Below are 13,395 nucleotides of genomic sequence, written 5' to 3' on the forward strand. Positions count from 1 at the left end.
CGCCGCGGCACCGCGGTATGACGTGGCCTTTTCGGCATACTCACGCGGGACGGGCACGGCCAGCTAGTATCAAGGCGATATATCAAATCGATACATGCCGGTGAGTCATCCGGAAGCACGAAAGGCGAGGACTCGTGAGGACGAACGGTACGCAGGCGCGACTGGCCGCGGTGGCGGTCATCGGTGCGCTGGCGCTGACCGGGTGCAGCAGCACCGGCGGCAAGAAGGCGACCGAGCAGCAGAACGGCGCGGGCGGACACGCCAACACCCCACGGTTCACCGCCGCCCTGATCACCCACTCCGCGCCGGGCGACACCTTCTGGGACATGGTCCGCAAGGGCGCCCAGGCGGCCGCGGACAAGGACAACATCAAGCTGCAGTACTACTCCGACCCGGATGCCGCCAAGCAGGCCAGCCTGGTGCAGGCCGCGGTCGACAAGAAGGTCGGCGGCATCGCCGTCACGCTGGCCAAGCCCTCCGCGCTCAAGGGTGCGGTCAAGAACGCCGAGGCGGCCGGCATACCCGTCGACGGCCTCAACTCCGGCACCGACCAGATGGGTCCGATGGGGCTGATCGGCTTCTTCGGCCAGGACGAGAAGGTCGCCGGGGAGGCGGCCGGCAAGCGACTGAAGCAGGACGGCGCCAAGCACCCGATCTGCATCATCCACGAGCAGGGCAATGTCGGCCTGAACGACCGCTGCAACGGCGTCAAGGAGATGGTGCCGAGCACCCAGATCGTCTACGTCAACGGTGCCGACCTGCCGTCGGTTCGCTCGACGATCACCGCGAAACTGCAGGAGGACAAGAAGATCGACTGGGTCATGGCGCTGCAGGGCGACGTGGCACTGAATGCCGTGAAGGCCGTCTCGAGCACCGGGTCGAAGGCGAAGGTCGGCACGTTCGACACCAACGCCGGCATCGTCAAGGGGATCCAGTCCGGCAGCGTGCAGTTCGCGGTCGACCAGCAGCCGTGGCTGCAGGGCTACCTCGCGATCGACGCCCTCTGGCTCTACCGCAACAACGGTGACACGGTCGGCGGCGGCAAGCCCACGCTGACCGGGCCGGCGTTCGTCGACAAGAGCAACGTCGACAAGATCGCCGAATACGCCGCGAAGGGCACGCGCTGATGTCCAGCCTCGCCACCACTGACACGCGGACGGCGCCGAAGTCGCCGATCGCGGTGCTGCTCGGCAAGCCCGAGGTCGGTGCGCTGATCGGCGCGGTCGCGATCTGCGTGCTGTTCCTGTCGGTCGCGCCGGCCTTCCGCGGGCTGGCCAACGTCGGCACGATCCTCTACCAGTCGTCCGCGATCGGCATCATGGCAGTTCCGGTGGCACTGTTGATGATCGGCGGGGAGTTCGACCTGTCCGCAGGCGTCGCCGTGACCAGTTCGGCGCTCGCGGCGTCGATGCTCGCCTGGGAGTTCAACTTCAACGTCTGGGTCGGCATCCTGCTCGCGCTGGCGATCTCGCTCGCGGTCGGCTTCGCCAACGGGTGGCTGCTCCATCGCACACGGTTGCCGAGCTTCCTGGTCACCCTCGGCACCTACTTCGTGCTGCAGGGCGCGAACCTCGCGGTGCCGCGGCTGATCGACAACAACGTCACTTCGCCGAAGATCGACGACATGGCCGGATTCGACTCCGCCCACGCGGTTTTCGCGTCGAGTCACACGTTCTTCAAGTCGGACTCGTTCGAGGGCATCACGATCAACATCTCGGTGCTCTTCTGGGTCGCGCTGACCGTGATCGCGGCGGTCGTGCTGACACGCACCCGTGCCGGCAACTGGATCTTCGCGTCCGGCGGTGACGCCGAGGCTGCCCGCGCGAGCGGTGTCCCGGTGGTGCGCACCAAGATCGGGCTGTTTCTCTTCGTCGGCTTCTGCGCGTGGCTGCTGGGTATGCACACACTGCTCAATTTCGAGACGGTGCAGTCCAATCAGGGCGTCGGCAACGAGTTCATCTACATCATCGCGGCGGTCGTCGGAGGTTGCCTGCTGACCGGCGGCTTCGGCTCGGTCATCGGCGCCTCGATCGGTGCGCTGATCTACGGCATGACCAACCTGGGCATCACGTATGCCGGCTGGAACGTCGACTGGCTGAAGACCTTCCTCGGGATCATGCTGGTCCTCGCGACGCTGATCAACATGTGGGTACGACGACAGGCGGAACGCCGATGAGCGCCGACCGAGCCGAGCACACGAGCGACGAAGGAGCGAGGCGCGCAGGCGAGGGAAGAGGCGCGACAGAAGAGATGAGCGCGGACAACCAAGCGGGTCGAGCAGCATCGCGCCCTGCGGAGCCCGTGAGGGACGAGCGGGCGTCTCGAAGGGTAGCGAGGGACGAGCGTATCGAGACCCCGGATCCGATCGAGACCGCGGACGCCAACGAGACGTCTCCTGTCATACGCCTCGAGGGTGTCGGCAAGACCTACGGCACCGTGCGCGCGCTGTCCGGCATCGACCTGGAGGTACGCGCCGGCGAGGTCACCTGCGTGCTCGGCGACAACGGCGCCGGCAAGTCGACGCTGATCAAGATCATGGCCGGGCTGCACGAGCACACGGCCGGCACCATGCTGGTCAGCGGGAAGCCGCGCAAGTTCGGCAGTCCGCGCGAGGCGGTCGACGCGGGCATCGCGACGGTCTACCAGGACCTGGCGCTCGCGCCGCTGATGTCGGTATGGCGCAACTTCTTCCTCGCCCACGAGATCCGCAAGGGTCCGCTCAAACTGCTCGACTCCGCGACGATGAAGCGGATCACCCGGGAAGAGCTCGCCAAGATGGGCATCGACCTGCCGGACGTCGACCGCCCGGTGGGTTCGCTCAGCGGCGGGCAGCGGCAGTGTGTGGCGATCGCCCGGGCCATCTACTTCGGCGCGAAGGTGCTGATCCTGGACGAGCCGACCGCAGCGCTCGGCGTGAAGCAGTCCGGCGTCGTGCTCAAATACGTTGCGCGTGCTGCGAATTCGGGCCTTGGCGTCGTCTTCATCACGCACAACCCGCATCACGCGTTCCTGGTCGGCGACCACTTCGTGATCCTGAAGCTCGGCGAGATGTCGCTCGACGCGCCGCGTGACGAGATCACCGTAGAACAGCTAACCGAGCAGATGGCCGGCGGCGACGAGCTGGTCGAGCTGGCGCACGAGATGCGCGACGCGGACTGACACCTGCCCTTCACCGAGTCGCACACCAAACGCCGAGTCGCACATCTACAGATGTGCGACTCGGCGTTTGCTGTGCGACTCGGCGGCGACGCCTGTCACGGCGGAGTCGTGACATTCGGCACGGGCGCACGCGCGGGCGCCGACCTACTGTGAGTGTCATCGCGGAGGACACTTCAGAAGGGCGAGCGCAATGACACCGATCCGGCTGCACCGGTCTCAATGGTGGCTGCTGATCCCGGCAGGCTGGGCACTGGTCGGCGTCATCGGCCACTGGCTGGTCCTCCCGATGGTGCTGCTGACCGTCTTCCTCGGCACCGGGATGTCCCGCCATGGGCGCTCGACGAAGGCGCGCCGGCAGCAGTGCCGGCCGCAGCGGCAGGACCGCCTCGACGTGCGCTGGGAGCAGCGCCACACCATGCCGGCCCAGCAGCCGGTGCCGCGGGTGGACCTCGCCAAACCGGCACCCGTCGACACTCTCGCCGGGCTGGCCGCCGCTCCCGGCATACCGGCTGACGTGCGGGAACGGGCCCAGCGCCTCGATCGCGAGTGTGTCAGCACCCTCACCTACCTGCGGGAGCACGGCGCCCCGACCGCGCAGGTCTTCGAGCTCGAGCAGATCCAGACCGACTTCGGACCGCAGGCCCTGCGGTCCTACCTGGCGCTCGCACCGGGCACCGCCGACACGACCGAGGTCCTCGACGGCAAGACCGGCCACCAGCTCATCATCGAGCAGCTCGACCTGCTGCTCGCCCAGGTCTCCGCGCACCTGCATCGCGCGGCCACGCTCGGCAGCAACGAGCTGCTGGCCAACCATCGCTTCCTGACCGAGAAGTTCAAGACCGGAGGGGACTCGGAGCTCACCATCTGAGCGACGGGTGTATGGCGCGGCACTTCGGGGGAGCCGCGCCATACGTATGTCCGCGGATCAGCGCAACCGGACGGCCAGCTGCCCGTTGTCGAGCAGCTTGGTCTCGACCAGGTCGTCGTGGCTCTCGACGAACGCACGGAATGACGAGAAGCCGAGCGACTTCTCCTTGAACGTCGAATCCAGCCGCTGCATCTGGCTTTTCAGGCTCGACGAGTGCTGCCAGCCGTCATCGCTCTTCTCGGCGCCGATCTGGATCGCGCGGCGCAGCAACGTGGTCGCAGGTGGTTCCTTGGTCTTCGTGGCCTTCTTCGTGGAGCGGCTCTTCGCAGCTTTCTTGGCGACCGGCTTGCTGGCTGCTTCGGGCTCCGGTTCGTCGTCGCCGGGCGCGGGCACATCGGTGACGCCGGGCAGGTCGCCATACGAGCTGAAGTCGTCGCACGCTGCGACCAGGGCACGACTGGTCGAGCCGGTGACGCCGATGCCGACGACGTAGCGGCCCATCCGCTTGCAGCGCTGCGCGAGCGCGATGTAGTCCGAATCCCCGCCCACGACAACGACATGCGTGATGTCGGCGTGCTGGAACAGATCGTCGACCGCGTCGATCGACAGCCGTATGTCGGCACCGTTCTTCGTCCCCGATGTCGCGAAGAGCTGCACCAGGTCGACCGCCCGATCGATCAACTGCCGCTTGTATGCCGCGTTCGCCGGCACCGACCAGTCGGCATACGCGCGGGTGAGTGCGACGGTCCCGAAGGACGAGGCGTAGTCGATGATCGCGCCGAGGTCGACCTCGGCCTCGATGAGTCGCCGCGATACCTCGTTGTCCGCCTCGGCGGGCGTGTGGTCGCGTGCATCGTCCTTGCGCCATCGACCGGGGCCGTGCACGGCGTCGTACCGGGAGATCACCATGTTGTCGAAGTCGACATACACCGCGACCCGTGCGTCATCACTCATGACAGTTCCCTCCTGCGTCGGTAACTGTCATTCGCCTGAGCTCTTGGTCGCTCGCTGCGCTCACTCATGAAACGACCCTAGTGCGGCTGCCGCCCTACCCGGCCACAGCTGCGACGGCCTCGATCTCCACCAGTTGGTCGCGGTAGCCCAGCACCGCGACACCGACGAGCGTGCTCGGCACGTCGTGCGCGCCGAAATGCGCCGCGACGACGTCCCAGGCGGCGACGAGCTCGGCGCGGTCCTGCGTCGCGACCAGCACGCGGGTGCTGATGACATCGGTCAGGTGCGCGCTTGCCGCGTCGAGCGCAATCTCCAAGTTTTCCAGGCAGATTCGCGCCTGACCAGCGATGTCACCGACGGCCGCGGTCGTGCCGTCCGGTTTCAGCGGGCACGCTCCCGCCAGGTGGATCACGCGACTGCCGGCCGGCGCCGTCGCGGCATACGCGTATGGCGCGGGCGCCAGCCGGTCGGATCGCACGAGCTGCACTACGGACGTCATACCGGTGACCGTAGATCAGTCGTCGTGGTGATTTCACCCTAATTCGCGGCAAAGGTAAACACTTTCCATCGCATCGGTATGAGTTCGGCATCGCAACCGCAAAGGTTTACCCGGGGCGGGAATCAAACCCCCACGGCGGCGCGGACAGGGCCAAGATCCGGTGGTGGCACCCACCCGTTGCCACCCCTGCGAAGGAGCCCTCCATGTCCCGCTCTGCACTCACCCTCAAGCTCGGCGTCGGAGCCACCGCTCTGGCCTTCTCGTTCGCCCCGGCGCTGTCGGCGCAGGCCGCCGGCGAGAACTACGTCGCGTTGGGCGACTCCTACTCCTCGGGAGTCGGGGCGGGTGACTACATCGGCAGCAGCGGCAGCTGCGACCGCAGTCCCAATGCGTATTCGGCGTTGTGGGCGCAGCAGCACAGCCCTTCGTCATACACCTCGGTTGCCTGCTCGGGCGCGAAAACCACTGATGTCATTGCCAATCAGCTCTCGGCGCTGTCGAGCAGCACGACCCTGGTCAGCATCACGGTCGGTGGCAACGACGAGAATTTCGCCGGCATCATGGAGGACTGCAACGTCTACGGCACCGACAGGTGCGTCAGCGAGATCAACGCCGCGGAGGCCGACGCGAAGGCGAACCTGCCCGGCAAGCTGGCCACCCTCTACAACGCCATCAGGTCCAAGGCTCCGAACGCGCACGTGGTCGTCCTGGGCTATCCCGAGTTCTACGACCTGAGCAACGACTGCGTCGGCCTCAGCCAGGAGTCGCGCACGGCGATCGACGGCGGCATCGACCTGCTCGACTCGATCACCAGCACCGCCGCGGGCAAGGCCGGATTCACGTATGGCGATGTGCGTGGCTCGTTCACCGGTCACGAGATCTGCGACAGCGACCGCTGGCTGCACTCGGTGAACTTCTGGGACTTCACCGAGTCCTACCACCCGACCGCCGACGGTCAGGCCTACGGATACCTGCCGGTGTTCGCGGGCAAGGCCTGAGCGGGCCTGAGCGAGCCTGAGCAGGCCGCACGCCTTCTGCCGCAAACGGCTGCCACGTCCCGATCTTCCGGGGCTAGGCTCGCCATACGCCCGCCCGGTGACCCGCCGGCGCAGGTGAGGGAGGAAGGCAATGCCCGGGAGCGACCCGTTCGAGCGGCTCGTCGCGCTGCTGGCCGCCGACCCGCAGTCGCTGACCGCCCCGGCGGCCGACCTCGCCGCCGAACTGCACTACTCCCGGTTCCACTTCGAGCGCATCGTGACCGCGATCGCCGGTGAGACGCCGACGGCGTTCCGGCGGCGCATCCTCCTCGAACGGGCCGCCTACCGGATGATCCGGACGGACCGCACGCTGCTGGACGTCGCGCAGGAGGCGGACTTCACGTCCAATGCGGCGTTCACCCGCGCGTTCGAACGCGCCTACGGACTGCCGCCGTCCCGCTGGCGCGAGCGGCCCACCAAGTTCCAGCTACCGAGCCCCAACGACGTGCACTTCCACCCGCCGGCCGGGTTGCGGCTGCCCGCCCGATCCGGCTCTGCGACAGCGGATGTCACCCAGGAGTCGGTCCGCCACCATGCCTGGCTCGTGGGCGAGCTGGTCGACCGCGCGAGCCGCCTGACCGACGCGCAACTCGACGCCGAACTACCGATGCAGATCGACGGCATCGACGGAGATTCGTTGCGGTGGTTGCTTTCTCGGCTCATCGGCCAGATGGAGATGTGGCTCGCCGCGATGGCTGATCGCGAATACGACTTCATCGTCGAGGTTGACGAGTCGCGAATCTCGTTGCAGGAGAGGTGCGCTCGCGTCGCGCCGGAGTTCGTCTCGTCCGTCGCAGCCGTCAACGCTGAGCGTCGCTGGGACGAGACCTTCGTCGACGCCTTCTCCCGGCCGCCGCAGGTGGTCACGTATGCCGGGATGGTCGCCCACGTGCTCACCTTCTCGGCGCATCACCGGCTGCTCGCCCTGGACCGGTTGCGGTTCTTCGGCATCACCGATCTCGGGTACGGCGATCCGAAGTACTGGTTCGGTGAGGGTCCGTCGAGCCACCGATGACGGCGTGGGCCGGGCCGAAGATGCCGAATTCGATCAAGCGGCGCGGCCGGGGTCGCTGCACGCTGGCTGACATGGACACGACACGAATGACGGCCGGCCGACCGGCGATCGCCGTCCTGGACAGGGACTGCTGGTTCTGCAACGACGAGGTACGCGGTGAATCACCGCCCGGTGGCTGGCTGCTCGACGACGGGATCTGGCGAGCCGGTGCAGCACCCGCGGGTATGGCGCGAGCGGGCACCGTCGTGCTGGAAGCCCGGCGGCACGTCCGGGACGAGGCCGACTTCGGCATTCGCGAGTCCATCACGTTCGTGCCCGCGCTGGGCCAGGTCCTCACTGCGATGCGCGCGGGACTCGGCTGCGACCGCGTCTACCAGTGGTCGACCATGGCGGCATACGAGCACTTCCACGTCTGGCTGATCCCCTGGTGGCGTACGTCGGCGCACGGGGGACCGGCGCACCTGCTCGATGTGGTCGAGTCACCGGCGCGAGAGGCCGACGTGCTGGCGACCGCGGCACGCGTCGCGGCAGCGATGCGGGAGGCGTCATGACCGAGCGCCCACTCGAGGGCCGAATCGTGTTGGTGGCCGGTGCATCTCGTGGTCTCGGCCGGGCCTGCGCGATCGAGTTCGGCGCTGCCGGTGCGTATGTCGTCTGCACCGGCCGCAGCACCCGCGACGCCCCGACCCACGCCGAGCCGGCCGACCTGACGCTCGAGCGCACCATCGAGGAGGTCGAGGCGGCGGGCGGGTCCGGTGAGTGGCACCGCTGCGACCACACCGATCCCGTCCAGGTCGAGGACCTCGTGCGCGACATCGTGCAGCGGCACCGCCGCATCGACATACTCGTCAACAACGCCTGGGGCGGGCACGACCACCACGACCAGCCCGGTGGCGAGGAGGTGTGGGACGAGCCGATGGACCAGTTCCGCGCGATGCTGCTCGGCGGTGCGTACTCGGACTTCGTCACGTCGATGCTCACGCTGAGGCTCGCGATGGCGCCGGCCGGGAAGGGGCTGATCCTCACCTCGACCTGGCACACACCCGAACCGCCCGCCTGGCTGCCCTACGAGTCGAGCAAGGCGGCCAAGAACCGCCTGGTCTACGCGCTCGCGTATCACCTTCAGCCCAAAGGTATTCCGGCGATCGCCGTCGCGCCGGGCTGGATGCGTACCGAGCTGATGGAGGCCAAGGTGCCCGCCGAGGAACTCGCCGGCAACACCGAGTCTCCCCGGTATGCCGCGCGCGTCATGGTCGCGCTCGCGACCGACCCGGACGCGCAGCGCTTCAGTGGCCAGGTGGTCGACGTGGGCGAGCTGGCCGTGGCGTATGGCGTCACCGACCTGGACGGCACGCAGCCCCAGCCCAACGCCGGTCGCTTCGAACCGAGCCGCCCCCTCCCGGCATACAAGAGCTGACTTCTCGCCGAGAGGACACCCAAATACCGAAAGGACAGGCAAATCGGGCGATCAGAGCCCGAATTGCCTGTCCTCTCAGTACGTTCCGTGTCCTCTCGGCATGGGGGTGACGCGCCAGACCAACGGGCCCGAACGAAGAGCGGACGCCCGCGAAGACGACGACCAAGACTGAGGGCCAGGTTCCCGAGCTCGCTCGGTGAACCTGGCCCTCAGTCTTGCGAGGAGTCAGAGCAATGGACTCAGCGAGTCTCTTCGCCGGCGATGAACGCCTCGAGCTTCTCGCGGCCGAGGCTGTCCTCGCGCTGCTCCGGCGGGGACTTCATCAGGTAGGACGAAGCCGACAGCAGCGGGCCGCCGATGCCACGGTCCTTGGCGATCTTCGCGGCGCGGATCGCGTCGATGATGATGCCGGCGGAGTTCGGGGAGTCCCAGACCTCGAGCTTGTACTCCAGGTTCAGCGGAACGTCACCGAAGGCGCGACCCTCGAGGCGGACGTAGGCCCACTTGCGGTCGTCGAGCCACTGCACGTAGTCCGACGGGCCGATGTGGACGTTGCGACCGTCCTTGATGCCGGCCAGCGGGCCGCTCAGGTTGGAGGTCACGGCCTGGGTCTTGGAGACCTTCTTGGACTCCAGGCGCTCGCGCTCGAGCATGTTCTTGAAGTCCATGTTGCCGCCGACGTTCAACTGGTAGGTGCGGTCCAGCGTGACGCCGCGGTCCTCGAACAGGCGGGCCATGACGCGGTGCGTGATGGTGGCGCCGACCTGGCTCTTGATGTCGTCACCGACGATCGGGACACCGGCGTCCTCGAACTTCTTGGCCCACTCCGGGTCGGAGGCGATGAAGACCGGCAGGGCGTTGACGAAGGCGACGTTCGCGTCGATCGCGCACTGCGCGTAGAACTTGTCGGCCTGCTCCGAACCGACGGGCAGGTAGGAGACGAGCACGTCGGCCTTGGCGTCCTTGAGCGCCTGGACCACGTCGACCGCTTCGGCGTCCGACTCGGTGATCGTCTGGGCGTAGTACTTGCCGATGCCGTCGAGGGTGGTGCCGCGCTGGACGGTCACGCCGGTCGGCGGTACGTCGGCGATCTTGATGGTGTTGTTCTCGCTGGCGGTGATCGCCTCGGCCAGGTCGAAGCCGACCTTCTTGGCGTCGACGTCGAACGCAGCGACGAACTCGACGTCGTTGACGTGGTAGTCACCGAACTTCACGTGCATCAGGCCGGGGACAGTCGTGTCAGCCGACGCGTCCTTGTAGTACTCAACGCCCTGCACGAGTGAGCTCGCGCAGTTGCCGACGCCAACGATGGCGACGCGAATGGATCCCATTTCCTACTCCTTGTCGGATTCTTCGCTGGGGCCGGAGGTCTGCTCCGATGTCGCCCCATCGACCGGCTGGTCGGCAGAAGCCGCCGTGCCGGGATTGGTTGTGCGATATGCCGATCGCTCCGTCTCGATCAACTCGGAGAGCCAGCGCACTTCGCGCTCGGTCGACTCCAAACCGTGACGGTGCAGTTCGGCGGTGTACTTGTCGGTGCGCTCGCGACGCTGGCGGGATTGCTCCCGGGAATCGTCGAGACGCTCCTCCAGCCGACTGCGGCGACCCTCCAGGATGCGCAACCGCACATCACTGCTGGCTCGACCGAAGAAGGCGAAGTGGACGTCGAAGTTCTCGTCCTCCCATGAGGCCGGCCCTGTCTGGGCCATGAGCGTCTGGAACTGCTCCTTGCCCTCCGCGGTCAGCTCGTAGGTGATCTTGCCGCGCTTGCCGCCGAGGCCGGGACCTTGCCGGTCCTGGTTGCCGGAGGTGCGCTCACTGATCCAGCCGCGCTCGACCAGGCCGCGAAGGCACGGGTAGAGCGAGCCGAACGACACGGCACGAAAGGCACCGAGCACGCCGGAGAGCTGCTTGCGCAGCTCGTAACCGTGCAGCGGCTGATCGTGCAGCAATCCCAGGATCGCGAGTTCGAGGATGGCGCCACGCCGTGACATGAGCGACCTCCTTCGAATGCGGTTGATCCCGTGCTTGCCGTGGTTGTGCGAAGCAGCATACCGCACTCGATGTATCGAACCGATACATCGTGCAAATAGAGCGAGTCGCCATCCGAGGTTTCCCGCTTCACATCGCGGCCGGTTACCCTGCACCGGTGACAGATGAGCAGGATGGGGCCGGTCCCGGCGCTGATGACGGTGCACCGACGTCCGCGGGGAGGCGCGGTCCCGGGCGCCCACGGGGTAAGAAGGAGCACGGCCTGGCCTACAAGGTCTTCTGGCGCACCGTGCTCGGTTTCGTCGCCCTCGGCCTGATCGGCGTGATCGCGCTGGTGATCATCTATCTGCGCACGTCCATCCCGCAGCCGCAGGCCAATGCCGGCAAGCAGGTGTCGATCGTCTATTACAGCGACGGCAAGACCGAGCTGGGTCGCTTCAGCACGGTCAACCGCGAGGACGTCACGATCGACAAGGTGCCGAAGCAGGTTCGATACGAATTCCTGGCCGCCGAGGACCGCGACTTCTACAAGAACTCCGGCGTCTCGGTCAGCGGCACGCTGCGCGCGGCCTGGAGCACGCTGTCCGGCGGGCAGGAACAGGGTGGCTCGACCATCACCCAGCAGTACGTCAAGAACTACTTCCTGACCCAGGACCGCTCGGTCAAGCGCAAGGTCAACGAGATCATGATCGCGCTCAAGATCGACCGCAAGATGTCCAAGGACGACATCCTGCAGGCCTACCTGAACAACATCTACTTCGGTCGCGGTGCCTACGGCATACAGGCCGCATCGCAGGCGTACTTCGGTGTCGACGTCGACAAGATCGACGCCAGCCAGGGCGCCTTCCTCGCATCGGTGATCAACGCACCCGGCCTCTACGACCCGCAGTTCGGCGACGCGGCCAAGGCGCGGGCCAACGCGCGGATGACCTACGTCCTGGACGGCATGGTCAAGGAGGGCTGGATGACGCGGGCGCAGCGCGCCAAGGCGCACATGCCGGCCTTCAAGAAGTACAAGCCCAACGCCCAGCAGGTGTCCGGCCCGAACGGTTACATCGTCTCGTCGGTGCGTGGCGAGCTGGAGCGGAAGCTGAAGCTGACCCCCGAGGACATCGACCGCGGCGGGCTGCGCATCACCACCACGATCGACAAGAACTCGCAGAAGGCGGCCGTCGCCGCGGTGGAGAAGAACGTCCCCTCCCAGACCGCGCGACTCGACGCGCTGCACACCGGCCTGGTCGCCGAGAAGCCCGACGGCGCCGTCGTCGCGATGTATGGCGGCGAGGACGCCTCCAAGGAGATCAGCGCCGCGAACGATGCACGGCTGCAAGGTGGTTCGAGCTTCAAGGCGTTCGGTCTGGCTGCCGCGTTGCAGGACGGTATGACGCTGCAGACCAGGTTCAGCGGCGCGTCACCGCTGAACATCACGGGCGCCAACGGCAAGCCGCAGAAGGTCTACAACGACAACCACGAGCAGTTCGGCATGCTCACGCTGGAGCGCGCGTTCGCGGTGTCGTCCAACACCGCCTTCGTGCGGCTCAACGAGGCGCTGGGCACCGGCAAGACGCTGGGTGCGGCGCAGCAGCTCGGCATACCGGCCAGTTCGCCGGACATGAACCGCCCGGCGACGACCGACATCCTCGGCAGCGCGGCCGTGCGGGTGATCGACATGGCGAACGCCTACAACACGATCAGCGCGCAGGGTAAGAAGGCCGACCCCTACTTCATCAAGAAGGTCAGCAGCGTCGAGGGCGACTACAGCTACGACGCGCACCCCGACTCCAAGCAGGCGATCTCCAAGGACATCGCGGCCAATCTCGTCAACGGCATGACGGGTCCGCTGAAGGACCCTGACGGCACCGCGCACAAGACCGCCGGGCTGCTCAAGCGGCCGGCGGCCGGCAAGACCGGCACATCCAGCTTCTACAAGTCGGCGTGGTTCACCGGTTTCACGCCCGACCAGCTCACGGCCTCGGTCGGCATGTATGCCGGGTCCGGCAAGAATGCCGGCACGATCGGCCTCGACAAGGCGACCCACAACTCGTCCTTCTACGGCGGCGACATACCGGCGACCATCTGGCGTGACTTCATGCAGGCCGCGCTGAAGGGCCAGCCGGTCGCGAAGCTGCCGAAGACCAAGGAGGCGAAGCCGACCCAGACCTACGTCCCGCCGGTGACCACCACCACGACCCAGCCGCCGACCACCAGCAGCACCACGACACCGTCATCGACGCCGACCTCGACCACCTCCAGCAGTTCGTCCTCGAGCACTACCTCGTCCTCGACCTCGTCGTCGACGCCACCGAGCCCGACGTCCACGACCACGACGACCACGCAGCCGCCGAGCTCCACCGCGACGCCGCCGAGTTCCACTCCGCTCCCACCGCCGCCGACCCTCGGTGGCGGCGGGCCGCCGTCGTCGTCGGCGCAGCCAACGCAGTAGGGCGTGACGTC

Annotated in this window: 13 protein-coding genes; 9 read left to right on the forward strand and 4 right to left on the reverse strand. The window is 67.1% G+C overall.

What is annotated here, in order from left to right; genetic code table 11:
* The first annotated feature begins 134 nt into the window (after window positions 1-134).
* From VG502_RS10485 to VG502_RS10500, 4 genes are all read left to right on the forward strand, one after another.
* Window positions 135-1,127, forward strand: coding sequence for a substrate-binding domain-containing protein (locus VG502_RS10485; protein ID WP_325549992.1), 993 nt, complete (start codon window positions 135-137; stop codon window positions 1,125-1,127).
* The gene (locus VG502_RS10490; RefSeq protein ID WP_325549993.1) at window positions 1,127-2,176 is read left to right on the forward strand and encodes an ABC transporter permease; all 1,050 of its coding nucleotides are present in this window, start codon (window positions 1,127-1,129) and stop codon (window positions 2,174-2,176) included. Before VG502_RS10485 ends, VG502_RS10490 begins: the two co-directional genes overlap by 1 nt.
* 125 nt (window positions 2,177-2,301) lie before the next feature.
* Window positions 2,302-3,159 (forward strand): ATP-binding cassette domain-containing protein, encoded by an 858-nt coding sequence (locus VG502_RS10495; protein ID WP_414655729.1) that lies wholly within the window; start codon window positions 2,302-2,304, stop codon window positions 3,157-3,159.
* A 190-nt stretch (window positions 3,160-3,349) separates the two neighbouring features.
* Window positions 3,350-4,027, forward strand: coding sequence for a hypothetical protein (locus VG502_RS10500; RefSeq protein WP_325549994.1), 678 nt, complete (start codon window positions 3,350-3,352; stop codon window positions 4,025-4,027).
* A gap of 57 nt (window positions 4,028-4,084) precedes the next feature.
* Here the strand turns inward: VG502_RS10500 and VG502_RS10505 are convergent, their stop codons facing one another.
* Window positions 4,085-4,981, reverse strand: coding sequence for an NYN domain-containing protein (locus tag VG502_RS10505; protein ID WP_325549995.1), 897 nt, complete (start codon window positions 4,979-4,981; stop codon window positions 4,085-4,087).
* A gap of 94 nt (window positions 4,982-5,075) precedes the next feature.
* The gene (locus VG502_RS10510) at window positions 5,076-5,480 is read right to left on the reverse strand and encodes a RidA family protein (RefSeq protein WP_325549996.1); all 405 of its coding nucleotides are present in this window, start codon (window positions 5,478-5,480) and stop codon (window positions 5,076-5,078) included.
* Between the two features lie 203 nt (window positions 5,481-5,683).
* Between VG502_RS10510 and VG502_RS10515 the strand changes: the two genes are divergently transcribed.
* The 4 genes from VG502_RS10515 (at window position 5,684) to VG502_RS10530 (ending at window position 8,949) form a co-directional block, all read left to right on the forward strand.
* Window positions 5,684-6,478 (forward strand): SGNH/GDSL hydrolase family protein, encoded by a 795-nt coding sequence (locus VG502_RS10515; RefSeq protein ID WP_325549997.1) that lies wholly within the window; start codon window positions 5,684-5,686, stop codon window positions 6,476-6,478.
* Between the two features lie 130 nt (window positions 6,479-6,608).
* A complete protein-coding gene (locus VG502_RS10520) occupies window positions 6,609-7,532 on the forward strand; it encodes a helix-turn-helix domain-containing protein (protein WP_325549998.1) in 924 nt (307 codons plus the stop codon).
* A gap of 71 nt (window positions 7,533-7,603) precedes the next feature.
* Window positions 7,604-8,083 (forward strand): hypothetical protein, encoded by a 480-nt coding sequence (locus VG502_RS10525; protein WP_325549999.1) that lies wholly within the window; start codon window positions 7,604-7,606, stop codon window positions 8,081-8,083.
* Window positions 8,080-8,949 carry an SDR family NAD(P)-dependent oxidoreductase gene (locus VG502_RS10530; protein ID WP_325550000.1) on the forward strand — a complete coding sequence of 290 codons (870 nt, stop codon included), beginning with the start codon at window positions 8,080-8,082 and terminating at the stop codon, window positions 8,947-8,949. The genes VG502_RS10525 and VG502_RS10530 overlap by 4 nt, the downstream gene beginning before the upstream one ends.
* Window positions 8,950-9,188: 239 nt before the next feature.
* On the opposite strand, the gene VG502_RS10535 is transcribed toward VG502_RS10530, so the two are convergent.
* The gene (locus VG502_RS10535) at window positions 9,189-10,280 is read right to left on the reverse strand and encodes an inositol-3-phosphate synthase (protein WP_325550001.1); all 1,092 of its coding nucleotides are present in this window, start codon (window positions 10,278-10,280) and stop codon (window positions 9,189-9,191) included.
* 3 nt (window positions 10,281-10,283) lie between these two features.
* Window positions 10,284-10,943 (reverse strand): PadR family transcriptional regulator, encoded by a 660-nt coding sequence (locus VG502_RS10540; RefSeq protein ID WP_325550002.1) that lies wholly within the window; start codon window positions 10,941-10,943, stop codon window positions 10,284-10,286.
* Between the two features lie 155 nt (window positions 10,944-11,098).
* On the opposite strand from VG502_RS10540, the gene VG502_RS10545 reads away from it, so the two are divergent.
* A complete protein-coding gene (locus VG502_RS10545) occupies window positions 11,099-13,384 on the forward strand; it encodes a transglycosylase domain-containing protein (protein ID WP_325550003.1) in 2,286 nt (761 codons plus the stop codon).
* Window positions 13,385-13,395: the final 11 nt, after the last annotated feature.

The sequence above is a fragment of the Flexivirga sp. genome, from assembly GCF_035551235.1.
Classification (GTDB): domain Bacteria; phylum Actinomycetota; class Actinomycetes; order Actinomycetales; family Dermatophilaceae; genus Flexivirga.